At 73.5% G+C, this 21,044-nt stretch carries 21 protein-coding genes and 1 pseudogene; 13 read left to right on the top strand and 9 right to left on the bottom strand.

Annotated elements, in window-relative coordinates; translation table 11 throughout:
- Window positions 1-82: 82 nt before the first annotated feature.
- Window positions 83-1,357 carry a YncE family protein gene (locus tag IE217_RS12030; RefSeq protein ID WP_190177774.1) on the bottom strand — a complete coding sequence of 425 codons (1,275 nt, stop codon included), beginning with the start codon at window positions 1,355-1,357 and terminating at the stop codon, window positions 83-85.
- Between the two features lie 187 nt (window positions 1,358-1,544).
- Here IE217_RS12030 and IE217_RS12035 point away from each other — a divergent pair, with 187 nt between their 5' ends.
- Complete coding sequence (locus IE217_RS12035; protein WP_190177775.1) at window positions 1,545-2,207, top strand: TetR/AcrR family transcriptional regulator; 663 nt, start codon at window positions 1,545-1,547, stop codon at window positions 2,205-2,207.
- Window positions 2,208-2,325: 118 nt separating this feature from the next.
- On the opposite strand, the gene IE217_RS12040 is transcribed toward IE217_RS12035, so the two are convergent.
- A complete protein-coding gene (locus IE217_RS12040; protein WP_190177880.1) occupies window positions 2,326-2,571 on the bottom strand; it encodes a hypothetical protein in 246 nt (81 codons plus the stop codon).
- Entirely contained in the window at window positions 2,559-2,924 is a 366-nt protein-coding gene (locus IE217_RS12045; RefSeq protein ID WP_190177776.1) for a nuclear transport factor 2 family protein, read from the bottom strand. Before IE217_RS12045 ends, IE217_RS12040 begins: the two co-directional genes overlap by 13 nt.
- Before the next feature lie 229 nt (window positions 2,925-3,153).
- Between IE217_RS12045 and IE217_RS12050 the strand changes: the two genes are divergently transcribed.
- The 3 genes from IE217_RS12050 to IE217_RS12060 all read left to right on the top strand — a co-directional run bounded on the left by IE217_RS12050 (window position 3,154) and on the right by IE217_RS12060 (window position 5,266).
- The gene (locus tag IE217_RS12050) at window positions 3,154-3,456 is read left to right on the top strand and encodes a hypothetical protein (RefSeq protein WP_190177777.1); all 303 of its coding nucleotides are present in this window, start codon (window positions 3,154-3,156) and stop codon (window positions 3,454-3,456) included.
- Between the two features lie 95 nt (window positions 3,457-3,551).
- Complete coding sequence (locus IE217_RS12055; protein ID WP_190177778.1) at window positions 3,552-4,637, top strand: S-(hydroxymethyl)mycothiol dehydrogenase; 1,086 nt, start codon at window positions 3,552-3,554, stop codon at window positions 4,635-4,637.
- Window positions 4,637-5,266 carry an MBL fold metallo-hydrolase gene (locus IE217_RS12060; protein ID WP_190177779.1) on the top strand — a complete coding sequence of 210 codons (630 nt, stop codon included), beginning with the start codon at window positions 4,637-4,639 and terminating at the stop codon, window positions 5,264-5,266. Before IE217_RS12055 ends, IE217_RS12060 begins: the two co-directional genes overlap by 1 nt.
- Before the next feature lie 14 nt (window positions 5,267-5,280).
- On the opposite strand, the gene IE217_RS12065 is transcribed toward IE217_RS12060, so the two are convergent.
- Window positions 5,281-5,853, bottom strand: a complete 573-nt coding sequence (locus IE217_RS12065; RefSeq protein WP_190177780.1) for a hypothetical protein — start codon at window positions 5,851-5,853, stop codon at window positions 5,281-5,283.
- Window positions 5,854-5,904: 51 nt separating this feature from the next.
- On the opposite strand from IE217_RS12065, the gene IE217_RS12070 reads away from it, so the two are divergent.
- The 3 genes from IE217_RS12070 (at window position 5,905) to IE217_RS12080 (ending at window position 7,843) form a co-directional block, all read left to right on the top strand.
- Window positions 5,905-6,693: an SDR family NAD(P)-dependent oxidoreductase gene (locus tag IE217_RS12070; RefSeq protein ID WP_190177781.1), complete on the top strand. Its 789-nt coding sequence runs from the start codon at window positions 5,905-5,907 to the stop codon at window positions 6,691-6,693.
- Between the two features lie 125 nt (window positions 6,694-6,818).
- A complete protein-coding gene (locus tag IE217_RS12075; protein ID WP_190177782.1) occupies window positions 6,819-7,514 on the top strand; it encodes a L,D-transpeptidase family protein in 696 nt (231 codons plus the stop codon).
- A gap of 143 nt (window positions 7,515-7,657) precedes the next feature.
- Entirely contained in the window at window positions 7,658-7,843 is a 186-nt protein-coding gene (locus IE217_RS12080; protein WP_190177871.1) for a hypothetical protein, read from the top strand.
- A 143-nt stretch (window positions 7,844-7,986) separates the two neighbouring features.
- On the opposite strand, the gene IE217_RS12085 is transcribed toward IE217_RS12080, so the two are convergent.
- Window positions 7,987-9,378, bottom strand: a complete 1,392-nt coding sequence (locus IE217_RS12085; protein WP_190177783.1) for a S1 family peptidase — start codon at window positions 9,376-9,378, stop codon at window positions 7,987-7,989.
- A gap of 197 nt (window positions 9,379-9,575) precedes the next feature.
- Between IE217_RS12085 and IE217_RS12090 the strand changes: the two genes are divergently transcribed.
- A complete protein-coding gene (locus IE217_RS12090; RefSeq protein WP_190177784.1) occupies window positions 9,576-10,754 on the top strand; it encodes a MalY/PatB family protein in 1,179 nt (392 codons plus the stop codon).
- Between the two features lie 213 nt (window positions 10,755-10,967).
- On the opposite strand, the gene IE217_RS12095 is transcribed toward IE217_RS12090, so the two are convergent.
- The gene (locus IE217_RS12095) at window positions 10,968-11,519 is read right to left on the bottom strand and encodes a YciI family protein (RefSeq protein ID WP_190177785.1); all 552 of its coding nucleotides are present in this window, start codon (window positions 11,517-11,519) and stop codon (window positions 10,968-10,970) included.
- Window positions 11,520-11,798: 279 nt separating this feature from the next.
- On the opposite strand from IE217_RS12095, the gene IE217_RS12100 reads away from it, so the two are divergent.
- Both IE217_RS12100 and IE217_RS12105 read left to right on the top strand, forming a co-directional pair.
- The gene (locus IE217_RS12100; protein ID WP_190177786.1) at window positions 11,799-12,455 is read left to right on the top strand and encodes a mycothiol-dependent nitroreductase Rv2466c family protein; all 657 of its coding nucleotides are present in this window, start codon (window positions 11,799-11,801) and stop codon (window positions 12,453-12,455) included.
- 25 nt (window positions 12,456-12,480) lie between these two features.
- Complete coding sequence (locus IE217_RS12105) at window positions 12,481-12,927, top strand: GNAT family N-acetyltransferase (RefSeq protein WP_190177787.1); 447 nt, start codon at window positions 12,481-12,483, stop codon at window positions 12,925-12,927.
- A 215-nt stretch (window positions 12,928-13,142) separates the two neighbouring features.
- Here the strand turns inward: IE217_RS12105 and IE217_RS12110 are convergent, their stop codons facing one another.
- Entirely contained in the window at window positions 13,143-15,950 is a 2,808-nt protein-coding gene (locus IE217_RS12110) for a S9 family peptidase (protein ID WP_190177788.1), read from the bottom strand.
- Between the two features lie 579 nt (window positions 15,951-16,529).
- Between IE217_RS12110 and IE217_RS34660 the strand changes: the two are divergent.
- Window positions 16,530-17,345: pseudogene (locus IE217_RS34660) on the top strand (glycosyltransferase 87 family protein); the annotation flags it as partial.
- A 400-nt stretch (window positions 17,346-17,745) separates the two neighbouring features.
- On the opposite strand, the gene IE217_RS12120 reads toward IE217_RS34660, so the two are convergent.
- A complete protein-coding gene (locus tag IE217_RS12120; RefSeq protein WP_229865220.1) occupies window positions 17,746-18,159 on the bottom strand; it encodes a Zn-ribbon domain-containing OB-fold protein in 414 nt (137 codons plus the stop codon).
- A 146-nt stretch (window positions 18,160-18,305) separates the two neighbouring features.
- Window positions 18,306-19,091 (bottom strand): TetR family transcriptional regulator, encoded by a 786-nt coding sequence (locus tag IE217_RS12125; RefSeq protein ID WP_190177789.1) that lies wholly within the window; start codon window positions 19,089-19,091, stop codon window positions 18,306-18,308.
- A 149-nt stretch (window positions 19,092-19,240) separates the two neighbouring features.
- Here IE217_RS12125 and IE217_RS12130 point away from each other — a divergent pair, with 149 nt between their 5' ends.
- Window positions 19,241-20,107 (top strand): ATP-grasp domain-containing protein, encoded by an 867-nt coding sequence (locus IE217_RS12130; protein WP_190177790.1) that lies wholly within the window; start codon window positions 19,241-19,243, stop codon window positions 20,105-20,107.
- A 73-nt stretch (window positions 20,108-20,180) separates the two neighbouring features.
- Window positions 20,181-21,014 carry a peptidoglycan-binding domain-containing protein gene (locus IE217_RS12135; protein ID WP_229865221.1) on the top strand — a complete coding sequence of 278 codons (834 nt, stop codon included), beginning with the start codon at window positions 20,181-20,183 and terminating at the stop codon, window positions 21,012-21,014.
- Window positions 21,015-21,044: the final 30 nt, after the last annotated feature.

Raw genomic sequence — 21,044 nt, forward strand, 5'->3', positions numbered from 1 at the left:
CTTCCGCGGACGTGCCGGCGGCGGCCCGCTCCGAGTTCTCGGCGTGGGCCGCCGCATACTTCTGACCGCGGGCCGGGGCCCGTCAACCGGCCGACGGGCCCGTCCAGTCGGCCTGGACGTGCCCGAGCCGGACGCGCTGCGGGTGGTCGCCCACCGGGACCGAGACCACCTTGCGGCCCGTGGCGAAGTCGACGGCCGTGACCTGGTCGGCGCCGCTCTCGGAGATCACGCAGTCCTTGCCGTCGCCGCTGACCGTCGCCCAGTACGGCTTCGACGCGGGCACCAGCGGGCCCTCCTGGAGGGTGGCGCGGTCCACGACCGTCGCGTAGTCGTCCATGGTCCCGGCGACGCACAGCTTGGTGCCCTCGGGGTTCATGGAGATGCCGTGGTGGCGCGAGTCGTTGACCCAGGTGGTGCGGTCCTCGCTGGTCGCCGGGTTCTTCGGCAGCGTCTTGACCCGGGTGATCCTGTCCGTGGCGACGTCGTACTCCAGGAAGCCGTTGAAGAACGACACCTGGAAGTACAGCGTGGACTCGTCCGGGGTGAACACCGCGGGCCGTACCGCGTCGGAGAAGTCCTTCAGGCCGATCGCGTCCAGCCGCTGCCGCATGTCGATGACGCGGACCTGCTTGTACGTGGTCGCGTCGACCACGGTGATGTGCCGGTCGCCCTTGGTCCAGTCCCAGGCGGGGGAGTCCAGCGCGGTGTTGACGTCCCCGATGGACATGTTCCAGATGTACTTGCCGTCCTTGGTGAAGATGTTCTCGTGCGGCTTGTCGCCGGTGGCGAACGAGCCGAGCTGCTTACCCGTGGCGATGTCCAGCACGTGCACGGTGTTCGCGGTGGACGCGGAGACCGCGACGCGGGTGCCGTCGGGGGAGAGGGCCATGTGGTCGGCGCGGTAACCGGCCACCGGGAAACGCCAGTTGATCTTGTCCGTGGCCAGGTCGATGGAGACGACGTCGGCGAAGCTGGGCCGCGACACCACCACGGAACGGCCGTCCGGGGTGGAGTACATGTCGTCGGCGAACTGGTCGTGGCCCTCGCCGACGCTGTTGCGGATCGCCTGGAAGTAGATCCACTTGACCGGGTCGGCGTTGATCTCCGCCATCCGCTGGTCCTTGTCGGGGATGACGTTGATCCGGCCGACCTTGGCGAAGTCGCCGGAGGACCGGATGACGTCGGCGGTGCCGTCCCAGTTGTTGCCCACGAACAGCACCTCGCGCAGTCCGGCGGCGGACGAACCGGCGGCGGGGGCTGTGGCCGCGGCGGCGGTCGCGGCGGTGGCGGGGGCGGTCGCGGTCAGGACGAGGGCGGCGGCCACGGAGCAAAGGTGCCTGGGTCTGAAGGCAGGCATGAGTGCTCTCTCCTCTGTGATGGGGGGTGCGACGCGGGTGGGCCCGCGCGAGCCGGGAAGATCTGAACACGCGTGCTTTCAAAAGAACTTACTGAAAAGTAAGGAGAGGGCCGCCTATTCCACAAGACCGCGCACACGACAAAATCGAGCGGGGCCGTCGGGGCGGGCGACGCTAGGAGGGGGAACCGTGGTGGGCAGGCTGAGAGCGCCGACCGGCCGGTACGGCGGCAAGAGCGCCGCGCAGCGGCAGGCCGAGCGGCGCCTGCGCTTCCTCGCCGCCGCGCTCCAGCTGTTCGGCGACGCCCCCGGCTTCCGCGCCACGACCGTCGCCGCGCTCAGCGAGGCCGCCGGACTGTCCACGCGCCAGTTCTACGAGGAGTTCCGCACCCTGGAGGACGTCCTGGCGGCCCTGCACCTCCAGGTCAACGGCTGGGCCGAGCGGGCCGTCCTGGACGCCGTCGCCGAAGCCGGCGCGCTGCCGCTGGCCGAACGGGTCACCGCCCTCTTCCGCGCCTACGCCGCCAGCGTCACGGCCGACCCGCGCCGCGTCCGCATCACCTTCGTCGAGATCATCGGCGTCAGCCCGCGCCTGGAGGAGCAGCGGCTCGCCCGGCGGTCCCACTGGGTCGACCTGATCTGCGCCGAGGCCGACGCGGCGGCCGCGCGCGGGGAGGCCGCGCCACGTGACTACCGCATCGCCGCCACCGCCTTCATCGGCAGCGTCAACGGCCTCCTGCACGACTGGAGCGCCGGCTGGGTGGAGGCCACCCTCGACGAGGTCGTCGACGAACTCGTCCGCCAGCTGCTGTCCATCCTCCGCCCGCCGGGCTGGAAGCCCGCCTCCGCCTGACCCGCCCCGGCTGCCCGGCACCGCTTGGCCCGTTCCGCCTGGCCAGCACCGCTTGGCCGTCTCGCCTGGCCGGTGCCGCTTGGCCGTCCCGGCCGGCGGCGGTACCGCCCGGCGCGGTTCAGCGGCGGCGGAAGCGGCGGGTTCGCAGGGCGTGGGCCCGCGTGTGGCAAGGGCGGGGTCCGCGGGCCGCGCGGAGCAGGGACCGCAGCAGGGCGACCGATGCCGCGCGCTGCGCCGTGGTGGCCGCGCGGGAGGGTGCGAGGCCTGCGGAACGGGACCGGCCCAGGCCCGCGCGGGCCGAGAAAGTCCAGGTCAGCCGGGAGCTGACCTGGATGCGGGCGGCCTTCCTTCCTACTCGTCCCATGCCTGGATCATGATCTGCTCGCTGATCTTGCCGTCGCGCAGCGAGATCATGGACTCGGCGAGCACGCGGACGCCGTCGGGGTACTCGCAGGATTCGACGAACGCGGCGCGGTCGCCCTGGACCACGCAGTTCTCCAGCTTGTGCGTCATGTCGCGGCTGTAGACGTCGTCGAGCATCGCCCCGATCTCGTCCCGCCCGTGCAGCACCTTGGGATGACTGGGCTGGGTGTCGCGGTCCACGATGCGGATCTCGGCGTCGTCCGCGTACAGCGACAGCAGCGCGGACGCCGTGTGTTCCTCGATGCCGCGGCGCAGGGTGCCGGTGTCGAAGGCGGGGCTTGCCGTGGTAGCCATGGTGACCTCCTTCGAGGGCCGCGGCCCGGGAGGAGCGGGCCGCGACGGGCCTCACCTCCGAGCCTCCCCCGCCCCACCGCACTCGGCAAGCGCAGACGGGGTGTGCCGTGGCGCGGGGCTGGGTGTGCGGGTCGGCTTGCCCTCATGCGCGTGCGGTCCGGCTCGCCCTCCCGGGTGAGCCGGCCGGGGCGGCCGTGTCCGGGAGGGGGCCGGTGACGTTGCTCCGGACATGATCTCCACTCGACGTATCGTCGCCGTCGCCGCTCTCGCCGTCTCCGTCACGGGCCTGGCCGCGCTTCCCGCGGGCGCCGCCGCAGCGGGCGCGCCGGCCGCCGGCGGACTCAATCCGCTCGGAGCGCTCGACTCGCTCGCCACCAGCGGGATCCCGGCCGGTCAGCGGGCCGAGGTCCCGACCGTCTCCGAACAGCTCTCCGCGCTCCACCACGTCCGCGACCTCCGCCAGCTCGGCCGGCTCAACCAGGTCACCGGGCTGCTCTCGCCGGCATTCGGGCTGGTGCCCGCGGTGCGCTGACCTCGGCCGCCCGCCGAGGGCGACGCGTGCCGTCACCGATCAGTCACGGCGTAGGGTCGGGGAGACGGACATCGGTCGACGGAAGGGACACCACCATGGCGCAGGAAGTGCGCGGCGTGATCGCACCCGGGAAGAACGAGCCGGTACGGGTCGAGACGATCGTCGTGCCGGACCCCGGCCCGCACGAGGCCGTCGTACGGGTCCAGGCCTGCGGCGTCTGCCACACCGACCTGCACTACAAGCAGGGCGGCATCAACGACGAGTTCCCCTTCCTGCTCGGCCACGAGGCCGCCGGCGTGGTGGAGTCGGTCGGCGACGGCGTCACCGACGTCGCGCCCGGCGACTTCGTGATCCTCAACTGGCGTGCGGTGTGCGGGAAGTGCCGGGCCTGCCTGCGCGGGCGGCCCTGGTACTGCTTCGACACCCACAACGCGCGCCAGAGGATGACCCTCACCGACGGCACCGAGCTCTCCCCGGCCCTCGGCATCGGCGCCTTCGCCGAGAAGACCCTGGTCGCGGCCGGCCAGTGCACCAAGGTCGACCCGGCCGTCTCGCCGGCCGTGGCCGGACTGCTGGGCTGCGGCGTGATGGCCGGCATCGGCGCCGCCATCAACACCGGTGGCGTCGGCCGGGGCGACAGTGTCGCCGTCATCGGCTGCGGCGGCGTGGGCGACGCGGCGATCGCCGGGTCGTACCTCGCGGGCGCCGCGAAGGTCATCGCCGTCGACATCGACGACCGCAAGCTCGCCACCGCCCGCACCATGGGCGCCACCCACACCGTCAACTCCGCCGAGACCGACCCGGTCGAGGCGATCCGCGAGCTGACCGGCGGGTTCGGCGCCGATGTCGTCATCGAGGCGGTGGGCCGCCCCGAGACGTACAAGCAGGCGTTCTACGCCCGCGATCTGGCCGGCACGGTCGTGCTGGTCGGGGTGCCGACGCCGGAGATGAAGCTGGAACTGCCGCTGCTGGACGTCTTCGGGCGCGGCGGCGCGCTCAAGTCCAGCTGGTACGGCGACTGCCTGCCCTCGCGGGACTTCCCGATGCTCGTCGACCTGCACCTGCAAGGCCGCCTGCCGCTGGAGAAGTTCGTCAGCGAGGCCATCCAACTGGACGAGGTGGAGAAGGCGTTCGAGCGGATGCACCATGGCGACGTGCTGCGCTCGGTGGTGGTGCTGTGATGGCCGCGCGCATCGAACGCCTCGTCACCTCCGGGCAGTTCACGCTCGACGGCGGCACGTGGGACGTGGACAACAACGTGTGGATCGTCGGCGACGACCACGAGGCCGTCGTCATCGACGCCGCGCACGACGCCCGGGCCATCGCCGCGGCCGTGGGCGACCGCCGGCTGACCGCCATCGTGTGCACCCACGCCCACAACGACCACGTCAACGCGGCGCCCGCCCTCGCGGAGCTGACCGGCGCGACCATCTGGCTGCACCCGGACGACCTGCCGCTGTGGAAGATGACCCACCCGGGCCGCGACCCCGACGAGCACCTCGCCGACGGCCAGGTCATCGAGGCGGCCGGCGCCGACCTGACGGTCATCCACACCCCCGGCCACGCGCCGGGCGCCGTCTGCCTGTACGACCCGGGGCTCGGCGCGGTCTTCACCGGCGACACCCTCTTCCAGGGCGGCCCGGGCGCCACGGGCCGCTCGTACTCCCACTTCCCGACGATCATCGACTCGATCCGCGACCGCCTCCTGACGCTGCCGCCCGAGACGAAGGTCCTCACCGGCCACGGCGAGCCCACCACCATCGGCGCCGAGGCCCCGCACCTCCAGGAATGGATCGCCCAGGGCCACTGATCCGGCGGCGGTGCTCAGAGCGCCGGCGCGTCCGGTCCCCGGGGCGCCGGCGGTGTCGCCGACGGGTCCGGCAGGGACCAGCGGGCCGAGTGGCCCGGGGGCAGTGCCAGGTCCTCGCGCACGGCGGCGTAGTAGCCGGCGCGGGCCGTGCGCTGGCGGGCGAGCAGGACCTGCCAGGCCTGTGGGTCCTGTCGTTCCTCACGCAGGAAGGCCTCCATCTCCAGGACCACCACGACCCACGCCCGGGCCCTGTCCACCACCTCCGGGCTGCCCAGCATGATCAGCGCCTCCCCGGAGGGGTCCCGGGCGATGGCCGCCTGCGCCTGCAGCGGCCCGGCCTCCGCCGGGGCCAGGGGGTGCGGATGCGGGTCGTTGCCGAAGTGGGCGGCGACCCGGTAGGCCAGCGTGACCGACTGCTTCAGCGTGCGCGCGTAGTCGGCGTACACGGCGAGCCGCCGCTCCTCCCAGCGGGCCGTGCGCTCCCGCAGGAAGCGGGCCCGGTCGCTGCGCACGACGGCCAGGTACGAGCCGAGCGCGCCGATCACGACGCCGATGAGCGCGGGGAGTTGCTGCCAGAACACGGACATGCGCGCACGTTATCCGCCCGGTGGGTCGCGCGGGCCAGTAGGTTCTGGCGCATGACGCAGATCAGTCGCTTCCAGGGGTACGGGGTTCTCGTCACCGGCGCGGGACGCGGCATCGGCGCCGCCACCGCCCGCAGGCTCGCGGAGGAGGGCGCCCGGGTCCTGGTCACCGACGTGGACGCGGACCAGGCGGAGAAGACCGCGGCGGCCCTGCGGGACGCCGGCCTCGCGGCCGGGGCGCATCCGCTGGACGTGGCCGACCGGGCGTCGGTGGAGGAGGCCGTGGGGCACGTGATCGAGCTGTTCGGCTCGCTCGACGTCCTGGTCAACTGCGCCGCGCACTGCACGCCCGACACCCCGCTGTTCGAGGACGGCCCGGACGAGACGTGGGCCCGGGACCTGGACGTCACCCTGACCGGCGCCCAGCGCTGCTGCCGCGCGGCGCTGCCCCACCTCGCCGCCTCGGGGCGCGGCGCCATCGTCAGCATCGGCTCCGTGAACGCCGTGCAGGACTTCGGCAACCACGCCTACAGCGCCGCCAAGGCGGGCCTCGCCTCCCTCACCCGCACCCTCGCCGGGGACGCCGCCGCCCGGGGCGTACGCGTCAACCTCGTGATGCCGGGCACGGTCCGCACCTCGGCGTGGGAGGGGCGCGACGCCGAGCTCGACCGGGTCCGCGAGCTCTATCCCCTCGGCCGGGTCGGCGAGCCCGAGGACGTCGCCGCCGCCGTGGCCTTCCTCGCCTCCCGCGACGCGGCCTGGATCACCGGCACCACCCTCACCGTGGACGGCGGCCTCACGGCCGTCCACACCGGCTTCAACAGGGCGGTCCAGGACGGCTGAGCCGACGGCTGGGCCCCTGATTGTCACCATTGCGTCTCGGGCCGCCGTGCCGCACAACCCGCACGCCCCGGCAATTGTCTAGGAGTCGGAGAGCGCGGTTGCGCGAGGCACGGGGAGGGGCCGGCATGGCACACATGGGCAGGCGGGGAGCGGTCGTACTGGGAGTGGCGGGCCTGGTGACGCCGCTCACGGTCGCGCTGGGGGCGGCTCCGGCGCAGGCCGCCAGCTGCACGACGCGGACGGGGCCGTACCAGAAGCAGGTGGAGAAGTTCCTCGGACGGCCGGTCGACGGACGGCAGTCGGCCGCCGACTGCACGGCCATCCGCGCCTTCCAGAACAAGCACGGCATCACGCCCGCCATCGGGTACGCCGGGCCCGTCACCTGGGGCGTGATGGACCTCATGAACAAGCAGAAGGCCGTCGGCAAGAACCCCAACAAGGACGGCAAGTGCCCCGTCAACAAGGGCCGGATCGCCTGCGTCAACCTGACCCTCCAGCTCAGCTGGATCCAGGACGGCAAGCGCCTGGTCTACGGCCCCGTGCCGGTGCGCACCGGACGCGACGGCTACGAGACCCGTACCGGACTGAAGAAGATCTACTGGCGTGACATCGACCACGTCTCCACGGTCTACAACGTGCCCATGCCCTACAGCCAGTTCTTCGACGGCGGCCAGGCCTTCCACTCCGTGGGCCTGAGCATGTGGAACCCGCCCGGCTCGCACGGCTGCGTCAACATGACGACGACGGACGCGAAGAAGTACTGGTCGCTGCTGAAGAAGGGCGACGACGTCTTCGTGTACGGACGCAAGCCGGGCACCTGAGCGGAGGGGAGGGGACACTCGTGGCGACCCTTCCGGAGGGTGAACTGCCTGATCAGCGGCGTGAAATTGACGTGATGAGCAACACGGTCCGGTATGTCCGTATTGCTCATACTTATTCACAGCGTCTTCACGTCGATCGGCATATGCTTCACGGCATGTCCACCACTGTTGAAGCCGTCTCCGAGCGATCGGCCGCGGAGGTCAACGAGGAGATCCGGGCCCTGTGGCGCCGGTCGGGCGGGACACTGACCACGGAGCAGCGCGAGATCTACCAGCGCCTCGTGATGGAGTGGGCCATGGCCGCTCCGGACCCGGCCCAGGCGGCCTGACCGCCCCTCCTCACCGGCCACCGCCGGCGAGCGGACCATCGTCCCCGGGCACCCATGAGCGAATGGGTGCCCTTCTCTTCTTCTCGGCCGGGTCTTCTCTTCCCGGCCGGGTCTTCCTCTTCCGTCGCCCCCCGGGGCCGCCGTCAGCCCCAGGTCGCCGAGTAGTACCGCTGGTAGGCCTTGCGGTCCTGCTCCGAGCGGATCCACCGGGTCGCGACCAGCGCGATCAGGCTGCCCCCGATGATCAGCAGCCCGGGGCCCACACTGCGCGGGTCGGACAGCCGGGCCAGCAGCGTGGCGCCCTGCGTGCCGCCCGTCACCGGCGCCGAGGAGCCCGGTGAGGTCCCGCCGGGCGCGATGGCGCTGTGGGTGGCCGCGCCGGACGGCGTCCCCGAGGGAGCCGCGCCCGCGCCCTGCTGCGGCGCCGACACGATCAGCTTCACGCCCAGCGCGGTCAGGGCCTTGGTCACCGGCTGGAAGAACGTCGTACCGCCCGTCTTGCAGTCGCCGCTGCCGCCCGAGGTCACACCCAGCGCGACCCCCTCGGAGAACAACGGGCCGCCGCTGTCGCCCGGCTCCGCGCACACCGTCGTCTGGATCAGGCCGGTGACCGTGCCCTCGGGATAGTTGACCGTGGCGTTCAGCCCCGTCACCTCGCCGTCGTGCAGCCCGCTCGTGCTGCCGCTGCGGAACACCCGCTGCCCCACGCTCGCGTCCCCGGCCCCCGTGATCCGTACGCCGTTGCCGCCGCCGATCGCCACCACGTCCGCGCCCTGCCCGGCGCGGCCCGAGTCGTACCGCACCAGGGAGAAGTCGTTGCCGGGGAAGGTGCTGCTCACCGTCCTGCCCAGCTGCTGGTCGCCCTGGCTGTTCGCGAACCAGACGGACCCGGCGGGACCGCAGTGCCCGGCGGTCAGGATGAAGTCGCTCTGCCCGTTGGTCACGTTGAAGCCGGCCGAGCAGCGTCCGCCCGTCGACAGGATGGGCTGAGCGCCGTTGAGCCGTGTGGTGAAGCGGCCCTCGGTCCGCCGCATGTGCACGAAACCGCCGCCGATGCCGTCGGCGACCCTCCTCATCCGGGCCCAGTCGGTGGCGGACACCGTGCTGTCGGCCTCCACGGTGACCCGGTTGGTGCGGTAGTCCGTCACCCACGCCGTGCCGGCCACCCTCGGGGCCGCGCGCAGCGTCGCGGTGGCTGCCTCGAGTTCGTTCATGCTGTGCCGCACGAGCTTCGCCTCGGCCCCCGCCCGCCGCACCTCCCGCGCCGTCTTCTCGTCGGTCACGGCGACCACCGCACGCCCGTCGGACCCGATCCAGCTGCCCGCCGTACGGGCGTCGCCGAGGCGCGCCACCAGGCCGGCGCCGGTTCCGCCGGTTCCGCCGGGCGACTGCGACGCGCTGCGCAGGGTCGCCGCGGCGCCGGGGGCCTCGCTCGCCATCGCCGCGTGCGTGACCATCCCCCCGCCCAGGAGGAGTCCCGCGACGGCCGTCAGCCGTGTCACTCGCCGGACCACCCGTCGTCGTGCGTGCCTCATGCGTGGCTCCCGAACCCGAACACGCGGCGCTCAACACCGCGGGGCCCTCCGGTCGTTGAGCGCCCCACCTCCATACGTGCCGGGGCACGGACGCGTTCAGCCGGGCATGATCTTCTTCGCCGCCCGCCGCCACGGACCGTGCGGCGCCCCCGGCCTCGCCGTTCCGCGTGGCGCCGTGAGCGCCCTATGTTGAGCCCATGAACAGGATCCCGCGCGACACGTCCGGTGAACCGAACCCCCTCGCCGTCCTCACCCTCGACGACCTGCGCCTGCGCACGAGCGAGAAGTGGCGCGCGTACCCGGCCGACGTGCTGCCGGTGTGGGTGGCCGAGATGGACGTGCCGCTCGCCGAACCCGTGGTGCGCGCGGTCACCGAGGCGCTGGCCATCGGGGACACCGGCTACGCCGCGGGCACCGCCTACGCCGAGGCGCTCGCCGCCTTCGCGGAGCGGCGGTGGGACTGGGGCGGGCTCGCGGTGGGGCGCACCGCGCTGGTGCCCGACGTGATGCTGGGCGTCGTGGAGATGCTCAAGCTGGTGACCGGGCCCGGTGACCCGGTAGTCGTCAGCCCGCCGGTGTATCCGCCGTTCTACGAGTTCGTGGCACACATGGACAGGAAGGTCCTCGAGGCCCCGCTCGGCGCCGACCACCGCCTGGACCTCGCCGCGCTGGAGGAAGTCTTCGAGTCGGCCGTCGCCCACGGCGGGCGCGCCGCCTACCTGCTGTGCAGCCCGCAGAACCCGACCGGCACCGTGCACACCGAGGGCGAGCTCATCGCCGTGGCCGCCCTCGCCGACCGGTACGGCGTACGGGTCGTGGCCGACGAGATCCACGCACCGCTCGTCGCCGCGGGCGTGCGCTTCGTGCCGTACCTCAGCGTGCCGGGCGGCGAGAGCGGACTGTCGCTGATGTCGGCCAGCAAGGGCTGGAACCTGCCCGGCGTCAAGGCCGCCGTCGCCGTCGCGGGCCCCGCGGCCGCCGCCGACCTGGCCCGGCTGCCCGGCGAGGTCGCCGACGGGGCGAGCCACCTCGGCGTCATCGCCCACACCGCGGCCCTGCGTGAGGGCGTTGCGTGGCTGGACGCGCTGCTCGCCGGGCTGGACGCCAACCGCCGTCTCCTGTCCGGCCTGCTCGCCGAGCACCTGCCCAGCGTCTCCCACCGCGCCGGCGAGGCCACCTACCTCGCCTGGCTGGACTGCCGTGCCCTCGGCCTCGGCGACGACCCCGCGCAGGTCTTCCTCGACCGCGGCCGTGTCGCCCTCAGCTCCGGCATCCCCTTCGGCACCGGCGGCGCGGGCCACGCCCGCCTCAACCTGGCCACCTCCCCGGACATCCTCACGGAGGCGGTGCGCCGCATGAGAACGGCAACCGCCTGACGCCCCGGGACGGTTCGGCGCGACCGTCCCGACGGGCGCACGCGCGTCCTGACACCGCTCCCCGGTGGGGGGTGAGGCAGGCGTCCCGGCCTGGCCGTCGGTGGGAAGCGACTGGGTGAGCAGGGGTGGGCGCGGCAGCGCCGGGTGCAGCTTGAGGAGGTGCGCCGGTGACGGGAGGGTATGCCGTGCCGGCGGGTGCACTGTCAGTTGGGGTCATGACGGCCGCCCGCCGAACTGCCAGTTGTGCACCTCGATGTCGGCGTACCGGTCCTGGGTCAGGATGGCCCGTGCCGTGTCCGGGTCGGGCGCCCGGACCAAGGCCGCCGTGCCCAGCCAGGTGGCGCCGTCGTCGGACAGCAGAGGCCCGTATGCGATCAAATCGTCCCGGCCGGGCGGCACGGCGAGATCCACGGCCTGCCCCGTGCTGAGGCCGAGTACCAGGTACCGGTTGCCGCCGGTCCGGCCGCCGGAGAAGTCCCACATGGTGCGCCCCAGCGTGTTGCGCCACCGTCGCAGCAGCACGTCCCGGTAGACGCCGGCCTGGTAGTTCGGCTCGTCGAAGGCGAACGCGCGGGCGGCGGCGGGATCGGGCAGGCCGACTATGTGCAGACTTCCGGTGGGTGTGTCGCCGTCGTCAGCGAGGGTTGGACCCCTGGCGATCATCTCCTTCGCGTACCGGTCCATGTAGGACCAATGGTCTTCCAGCAGCTCGTACCGCAGCGCTACGGAGCCGGGCCGGTCGCGGTGGTAGCAGAGGAACTCCATGCCCAGAGGATCTCTTCAAGGAGGTAACCAGGTCGAGCGACTTTCGACGGTCGTTCGTAGGCCGCCTGCACCGTTCCCCGGGGCAGGCCCGGTTCGGCGGCCGGCCTGCGGTTCGCGGGCAGCCGGGCGCGGGGGGCGAGCCGGCCCGTGCGGATCGCCTCCCGGAGCGCCCGCTCGAGCCCGGACTGTCGGCCGCCCGCTGGGCCGGATCCAGATGGAGGTCGACGCCCAGGACGGCCGAAGTGGACCAGGATATTGTCACGGGATTGGATCTCACGCATGTTCCAATGCGCGCGTAACGTCGCTGACGTGACAGATGAAGCATCCGCGCCACAAACCCGTGTCGACTTCTACTTCGACCCCGCCTGCCCCTTCGCCTGGATCACCTCGCGGTGGATCCTCGAGGTGGAGCCGCTGCGCCGTCTGGATGTCCGGTTCCACATCATGAGCCTGTACCTGCACAACGAGGGCAACGAGCTGCCCGAGTGGTACCGCGAGCTCGTCGACCGCTCCCTGGGCCTGGTCCGCGTCGCGACGGCCGCGGCCGAGCACCACTCCGAAGCCGTGCTCCGCGACCTCTACACCGCCCTCGGCACCCGCATCCACACCAAGGGGAACAAGGACTTCGACGCGGTCACCGCCGAGTCCCTGGCCGAGCTGGGGCTCCCGGCGAGCCTCGCGGAGGCAGCTCGTTCCACCGAGTACGACGCCGTACTGAAGCGCAGCCACGACGCGGGCAAGGATCCCACGGCGAGTGCCTACGTGGGCACGCCTACGATGCACATCGACTCAACGGCCTTCTTCGGCCCGGTGATGAACAGCATCCCGCGAGGCGAGCAGGCCGCACGAATCTTCGACGCGGTGCGGACCCTCTCGGCACACCCGGACTTCTTCGAGCTGAAGCGGGAACGCGCCGGCAGCCTACGCTTCGACTGAACGGATCGAGCTGAGGGGACAGGCCGTGGACGGATATTCCTGGGTGCACCGCGTCGACGACGTGAACCTGGAGGAGTTGGCGCACCTGTACCGGGTGGCGCCGCTGGGCAACAAGTCTCCCCAGGCGCTCGCGACGGTGTTCGGCAACAGCATGTTCGTCTGCTTCGTCTACTCCGACGGGGCGCTCGTGGGGGCCGGCCGGGCGCTCGCGGACGGCGTGGACTGCGCCTACATCGGCGATGTGGCGGTCCATCCCGACCACCAGGGACGAGGGTTGGGATCCGCCATCATGCGCAGGCTGGTGGAGCTCGCCGACGGCCATAAGAAGATCATTCTCTACGCCAACCCGGGTACTGAGGACTTCTACGGCAGGCTCGGCTTCCTGCGCATGAAGACCGCAATGGGGATCTGGAGCGACCCGGGCCGGGCCATCGAGATCGGCCTGCTCAGCGGGGAGCACAGCCAGGAGTGAGCCGGCGCGCATGATGGCGAAGGCGGCCGAAATCGCCGCAGCCCTCGGCCGGCGCGATCAGCCACGGCGTGCGCGCCGACGGGGGGACCGGCTGGCTCTTCGCCCGCCGGTTCCCCGAACTCATCGGGAACAACACGTAGTCGGACTGCGGAAGGCCGGCCGTGCGGACCCTGACAGATCCGCGCGGCCGGCCTTCCGTCCTACTCACCGCCGCCCTACGAGGCGTCGAGCACCGTGCCGTTCAGCTCCGGGCCGCCTTCCTGGGGCCGGCCCCCGTCGTCCGTCAACTGGAAGCGGACCGACTCGGGCTGCTCCTTGACCGAGTCCCTGACCGTCGGCAGGGTCACCTCCGCACTCAGCCGGCCCGCGGGGACCGGGACGGTCAGGATGAAGTCCTCGATCGAGGACAGCGGGCGTTCCGGGTCGGGCGACGCCCCGGTGTTCTCCCGCAGCCAGGTCGCGTCGACGTCCTTGGTGGACAGCTCCGGTCCGCCGCCGGCGACGGGCCGTACGACGAACGACGGGAAGAGGTCCACGTCGGCGGCCGCCGACAGGTTCACCCGCCACTTCAGGGGCTGCCCCTCGGTCACCCGCGTGGCGAGCGGCGTGACCGTGACCGTGGGCCGCGGGTCGTCGTTCTCGACGGTCACGCCGCCCCGGTAGGCGCCGATCACCGAGTGGTGGACCGCCTTGACGATGACGTCGTGGGAGACGTCGTAGCCGAAGCGGGTGTTGCCCGCCACGCGCACGGGGACGTCGATGTCGTGGCCGCCCGGCCGCACCGTCACCAGCCGGTCCTTTCCGGCGCCGGTGAGCGGGTCCAGGACGTACAGCCGCACCTGGCCGCTGTCGTGCCCGGACACCCGTACCGGCACCCGGTAGGTGCGCACGCCGGAGTCGCCCTCCTTGACCGTCAGCCTGCCGACGTCCACGCGGGGCAGCGCGGCGGCACGGACCGCCGGAGTCCCGGGGCGCCAGCCCCAGGCGTCCATCAGCCAGGCGCTGCCGGAGCGGCTGCGCGGAGTCAGTTCCAGGGTGGTCACCCGGCGCAGGTCGAGACCGGCGCGTGCGGCGGCGGTCAGCGGTACGCGCACCTCGCGCGCCCAGTAGGAGGCGGTCCGCTCGCTGCCCGGCAGCCCGTCCACCCCGGCCGTGCCGAGGACCGCGCGGCGGCCCGAGGCGTCGGTGAGGGCCGCCTCCAGCCGGGTCCCGGTGGTGTTCGGAGGTACGAACACCCGCAGCGCGAGGTCCTTGGCGCCGGCCAGTGAGACGGGCGCCGAGGGGCGTATCCGGGTCGCGGAGCCGGCGGCGGTCCAGCGCAGCGCCACGGCACGGCGGCCGGTCTCCCGCGGGGTCTCCCACTGGGCGAAGTGCGGCGAGAGGCCGGTCGTGCCGGAGCCGAGGCAGGCAACGGACGGGCGGGGGTCCACCGCCGAGCACAGCCGTCCGCCGGTCACCGTGACCGGCCCGTCGGGAAGGAAGCCGCCGGTGCGCGCGGCGCCCACGGCGTGGGTGAGCACCCGCGCGGGGTCCGCCGAGGGCGCCCGGAAGCCGGACCCGTCGAGCAGCGGCCGTACCCGGTCGTCCCCGGCGACGAACAGCCGGGCCGCCGCGGCGATGTAGGTGGCGCCGGCCCGGTGCTGCTGGTCGGCGGTCAGCCGGGTGCGGGTGCCGGGCGAGCACACGGGGTCGCGTTGGTCGGGGATGTCGTAGAAGTCGTCCTCGGCGGGCGCCTCGGCCTTGCCCGGGGTCCACTCGGTGTTGAAGAAGTTGTGGTCGGCGCCGGTCACGTAGACGGCGCTGTGCAGCGCGGCGCCCCCGCTGACGCCGCGCGTGCCGTCGACGTAGACCTCGCCCTGGAGGTCGGAGACGTCGCCGTCGCAGCCGGGCAGGATCGTGGTGGAGGGCACGTCCGCGACCGGGTTCTGGCCGAAGACCGTGGGGCCGATGAGGACGATCCCCTTGATGTTCCAGCGGGCCGGGCCGCGCAGGGGGTCCTGGCTCGCGGGCGGCGGGTAGAGGCTGTCCATGGCGGCCCGGTTGACGCCCTCGCCGCCGCGCGAGTGCCCGACGAGCAGCACGCGTGACAGGTCGGCCGGCGGCGCCTTCCGCACGGCGCCGGGTGCCGTGGCCGGGTGGGCGGCCCAGCCGGCCCAGCGGGCCAGGTGCGCACGCACCAGCGAGGAGCGGGCCTGCGCGCCGCCGTCCTCGGCCGCGGAGTCCTGGCCGTTGACGCCGTTGGCCGATATCGACACGGTCACATAGCCCTGGGAGGCGAGGAGTTGCTGGTCCTGGAGGTAGCCGCGGTAGCTCGGAACGGGCCGGGTGCCGGCCGGGCAGGGCCAGTCGCCGGTCACCTCGTCGGTGTGCGGCTTGTAGCAGGTGGCGTGGCGGCCGTGCAGGAACAGGGCGAGCGGGCGGCGGCCGGTGGCACCGCGCGGTGCCACTACGACGGCGCGCATCTCGACCGGCGCCGGGAACCCGGGCAGGCGCACGGAGTTCAGCGTGTACTCGCCGGTGAGGGTGCGGTACGGGCCGGGCTTTCCGGGGTCGACGCCGTTCGCCGGGAGCGGCGCGGGATGCGTGGCCCCGGCCGCCAGTCCGCTGCCGGGCGCGTGCGGTGCGGCGGCGGGCGGCGCGTCCAGCCTCCGCCCCGCGGCGCGTACTTGCAGATCGTCAAGGCGCGGGGCAACCCCCGCACCGTCGGGGCCGAGCCGGTCCAGGCCGAGCCGGAAGACGCGGCCGTCGCCGCCGGGTACGGGCCGCCCCAGCAGCCGGTCCCCGGCGTAGAACTCGACGCGCGCGTCCCCCATGGGCACGGGCGTGTCCGAGCGCCACACCAACTGGCGGCCGGTTCCCTTCCCGGTGAGGCTCCAGCCGGGCGGCAGCCCGCCGTGACGGTCGGCCGTCGCGGCAGGCGTTCTCGGCTCACCGGATTGCCGGGCCTGCGCCGCGACGGGCGCCGCCCCCAATAGGGCGAGCACCGCCACCGCGGTGACCCCTGTTCGCCGGGCACGGATCAATGTCCCCTCCTCGCAGCACGCGCCCCCTGCGGTCCCGGGGGCCTCTGGCGTCCCGGAGGATGGGGGACGAAGGCTGTGGGTTGCCTGTGCGCCGAGGAGGTGCGCCGGCGCCGACGTGATCACGCCAGTCAAGGTGTGTTGACGGTGGATCAGGCGCGGTGCGCGTGGCGGCGCTCGTGTTCACGCGCGCGGTCTACGCTGCGAAGGCGTGGAGAGTCGTGGACGGGCGCCGGGACCTGGCGGGCGCGTGCCGAGACCCGCGGACGCGTGCCTGGCCCGGGCCGGCGCGTGTCGCGGCCGCGGACGCGTTCGGACGGACCTGACGGGGCTGGTGCCGTGAAGGAGATCCGGGTCAAGAGCCGGAAGTCCGGAGAGATCCCGGCCGGAGGCCGGGAGACGGGAAGCACTCCGGCCGGGAGACAGGAGACCGGAGACATCCCGGCCGAAAGCCGAAGAGCCGGCCGGACCCCGGCCGGGGAGGGTGGGCAGACCCCAGCCGGAAGCCGGGGGACCGGACAGCGGCCCATCGGCGGTGCCGGCTGGTGTCTGGCCGCGTCGGTGGGCCTGCACATCCTGGCCGTGGTCACCCACCCGACCCGGCCGCTGGACCTGCGCGTCTACCACGAGGCCGCCGGCCACCTGCTGACCGGCGACCTCTACGACTACGCGCTGCGCACCGGCCCGCCCATCCCGTCGCTTCCCTTCACCTACCCGCCTTTCGCCGCCCTGGTGTTCCTCGCGCCCTCCCGCCTGCCCTGGGCGGTCACGGTGGTGCTGTGGCAGGTGCTGTCCGTGGCGTCCCTGCTGATCGTCGCGGGCTGCGCCGTACGGCTGCTCGGACCCCTTGCCGACGGCAGGGCCAGGAACCTCGCCCTGCTCTGGACGGCGGTCGGACTCTGGCTGGAACCCGTGCGGCACACCCTCGACCAGGGCCAGGTCAACCTGCTGCTCGGCGCGGTGGTGATGGCCGGCCTGGCGCTGCCCGTCCGGCCCGCGGCCCGGGGGGCGGCCGTGGGGCTGGCGGCCGCGGTGAAACTGACCCCGGCGGTCGCCGGGCTGTACCTCCTGGCGACCCGGCAGTGGCGTGCGGCCGCCTGGGCCGCCGTCACCGGCGCCGCCGCCACGGCCCTGGCCTGGTGCGTCGCCCCCGGCGAATCGGCCCGCTACTGGTCGGGCCTGATGACCGACACCCGGCGGATGGGCCCCGAGTGGTCGGTGCGCAACCAGTCCCTGCGCGGAGCCCTCGACAGACTGCTCGGTACGGGGCACACGGCCACCGTGGTCTGGCTGGTGGCGTGCCTGCTGGTGACCGCGCTGGCGGCGTACGCCCTGTGGGTCACCGCCCGCCGGGGCGACCGGCTCGGGGCCCTGGTCGTCGCGGAGTTGTACGGGCTGCTGGTGTGCCCCATCTCCTGGAGCCACCACTGGATCTGGTGCGTGCCCGCGATGGTCCGGCTGCTGCACGGCCCGCACGGATGGCGTGCGCTCGACTTCCTCGCGCTCGCCGCGTGGGCGTCGGCGGCAGGCGCCCGGGTGGTGCCGCAGCTCATCCGCGCGGAGGACCACCTCGCGGTCGCCCCGGGAACGTATCCGGCGCTGCTCGCCTGGCCCGGCTGCGTGTACGTCGTCTGCGCCCTGCTGACCCTGGGCGCCCTGTGCCGCGGCGGCGGGGGAGCGGGCCCCGGTGGCGCGGTGGGCGGCAGGGGCGCGGCGGACTCGGGCGTCGGCGCCGGGCCCAGCGGTGAGCGCGACCGGGCGTCCGCGGCGGACGCCGGGGGCCGGACCCGGGCCGTCGTCAGCTCCAGGCGCGCAGCGGCTCGTCGAGCAGTTGGAAGACCGGCTCGGCGCGCACAGGGTCCTTGGCCGTGGACAGCCGCACCCGGTCCCCGCTGTGGATGCCGATGGGAGGCCCCATGACCCTGCCCCGCACGATGAACCCCTCGCTCATCTCCACCAGCGAGACATTGCGCGCGGCGGGCGTGTTGCGGTGCACGACGGTGGAGTGGCGGACGGTGCCGACGCCCTCGCTGCGCTCGGTCCGCAGCTCGCTGCCCCGGCAGACCGGACACAGCAGCCGCTGGTACATGGCGGTCCCGCACCAGCCGCAGCGCTGGAAGTACAGGGCTTCCGGGTCGCGGCCCTGGGGCTCGAGCAGTCCGGTCGCGGAGCCCGCTGCCGTATGAGCGACGTTTCCTGAGTGGTGGTACACGCTGGTCAACTCCCTGCGCTCGGCCGGAAATCCCGCGTGCGCGGGGCACCCGTGCACGCCGTGCGCGGCTCGCCGTGCCGCCGTGCACGGCCACAGAGTATGGCACTGAGTGCCACGCGTAAAGAGTTGAGGAGGCACTCCGTACCCTAATCTCGGGCGGCGCCTGACGGCCCGAGGGCCGTCTCGACCTCCCGCACCACCCGCCACAGCGGCGTACCGCGCCGTGCCGCGACGACCACCACGTCATCCGCAGCCGTTCTCGCCGACGCCCCGGCGCCGGCCCCCGAACGCCGTCCGCCGGGTTCCGCCTCCGCGTGGCCGAAGGCCGCCTGGACGTATCCGAGCGCGTGGTCCACGGTCGCTCCGGCGTCGCCCTCGCCGTCCGAACGCAGCCAGGAGCGCAGGGCATTGTTGTGCGCGGCGACCACCGCGGCGGCGATCACGTCGGCCTCCAGCGTCCCGTCCCGCCGCCCGGCGAACCGCCCGCGCAGGTACTCGGCGAGGGCGCGCTCGTAGCGCCAGACCACCGACAGCTCGTACGCCCGCAGGCCCGGCACCTGCTTGGTGAGCCGGTAGCGCTGCACGGAGAACGCCGGGTTCTCCGCGTACATCCCGAGCACCAGCCGGGCCGCGTCGCACACCCGCCGCACCGGCTCGTCCCCGTCGCTGCTCGCGGCGAGGAAGGCCGTCATGTCGGCGAGGCAGCGCTCGTGATCGGGGAAGACCACGTCCTCCTTGGAGGGGAAGTAGCGGAAGAACGACCGCCGTCCGACCCCGGCCAGCGCCACGATGTCGTCCACGGTGGTCTGTTCGTACCCGCGTTCCAGGAACAGCCGGAACGCCGCCGCCACCAACGCGTCCCGGATGGGCGGCTTCGCGGCCGCCGCCTCGGCCTTCCCGCCACGGCGGGGCGCGGTGCTGCTGGAGCTCATGGACGGGAACGTAGCATCCCCGGCCCGCGTACATGGCACTCAGTGCAGTATTTCGAGGGAACTGAGTGCACCCGACGGGTCGAGGGCCGTGCGAAGTAACCTTTCTCCGCCGTACCGTCCCGCCCTCCCCGCAGCTCAGGAGCCCGTGCATGCCGTCCGCCCGCCCCCGCATCCTCTACGTCACCGACCCGGCGTACCCCGCGCGCGGCCGCCGCTACGGCGACGAGGACATCGCGCTGACCGGCCGCCTGCGCGAGGACTTCACCCTGGCCCTGTGCCACCCGCGAGACGCGGCCGCGCTGATGGACGCCTTCGACGCGGTCGTCGTCCGCAACAGCGGACCCGTCCTCGCCTACCGGGACGCCTACGACGATTTCCGCACCCGCGCGCGGGCCCGCTCCACCCCCGTCTACAACCCGCTCGACGGCCGCGCGGACATGGCCGGAAAGCAGTACCTCCTCGACCTGACCGCCGCCGGCTACCCGGTCATCCCCACCGTCGACCGGCCCGGGGACCTGCACCTGCTGCCCGCCGCCGACCGGTACGTGGTCAAGCCCAAGCTGGGCGCCGACTCCATAGGCCTGCGCACGGTCACCGCCGGGGAGCTGCCCGCCCTGGCCGACGGCACCGTCCTCGTCCAGCCGCACGTCGACTTCGCCTACGAGGTCTCCTTCTACTTCGTCGACCACGACTTCCAGTACGCCCTGCACGCCCCCGACCCCGAGCGGCGCTGGCTGCTGCGGCCGTACCAACCCACCCGCGAGGACCTGGAGTTCGCCCGGCGCTTCATCGACTGGAACGGCCTCGACCACGGCATCCAGCGCGTCGACGCGTGCCGCGCACCGGACGGCGGGCTGCTGCTGGTCGAGTTGGAGGACCTCAACCCGTACCTGTCCCTGGACGCCCTCGACGACGCGGGCCGGGACGCCTTCGTCGCCGCGCTGAAGGCCTCGCTGCACCGCTTCCTCGCCGCCAACGCCTCGGCGGCCGCGGCCACGGAGCGGGCGGCTCCCTGAACCGGCGGGGCGGCCGGCACGTATCTCTCCTCGGGATGGGGCCGGCAGCAGGCAGGAACGGAAGGAGCGCACCGTGTCGACACCACCCGGACGCGAGGAGCCGCACGGCGGGCCGCCCGTCGAACCCGTCCGTGTCATACGGCCACGGCGGACGGACGCGCTCGCCGAGCTGATGAGGGAGTTCCGGAGGGAGAACGGCCAGGACGGTGGCCGCGGCCCCGGCCTCGACAGCGGCCGCTTCGGCGGCCAGGACGCGACCGAGGAGCTGCCCCCGGTACCGGCCGCCGCGCCCGCACCCGCGGCCCCGAGATCAGCCGCCGGGGAGCCGTGGACGTCCCGGTCGGGCGGCCGGCGCGGAACCCACCCCGTACCTCCGTCCCTTTCCCCCGCGTCCCCATCCCCTTCCCCCTCCTCCCCTTCCTCGGCGGACGTTCCCGGGCGCGGCCTGCGCCGGGCCGCCGTCGCGCTCGCCGTGGCCGCGGCCGCGCTGGGCGGGTTCGGCGGGGCCCTGCTGCTGCCCGGCAGGGGAGAGGCCAGTACGGCGGCACAGGCCGGCGCCCGGCAGCCGTCCGCGACCGCCTCCGCCGCCCCGGACCCCGCGTCCACCCCCGCACCGGACCCCGCGTCCACCTCCTCCGGCACGGGCGACCCCGACGGCCCCGGCACCCTGCGCGAGGGCGACAGCGGACCCGAGGTCGCCGAACTCCAGCGGCGCCTCCTGAACGTCCCGGACGTCTACCGCGGCGGCTCCACCGACGGCCGCTACGACGCCGCCCTGCGGGAGGCCGTGGCCCGCTACCAGCTGTGGTACGGCGTCAGCGGCGACGAGACCGGCGTCTACGGCAACGACACCCGGCGCTCCCTGGAGTCCCGTACCACCACGGGCTCCGCCAGGTACGGGGGCTGACGGCGCGCGGAACCGGGTACCCGGCGACCG

The organism is Streptomyces naganishii JCM 4654 (assembly GCF_014650575.1).
Lineage (GTDB): Bacteria > Actinomycetota > Actinomycetes > Streptomycetales > Streptomycetaceae > Streptomyces > Streptomyces naganishii.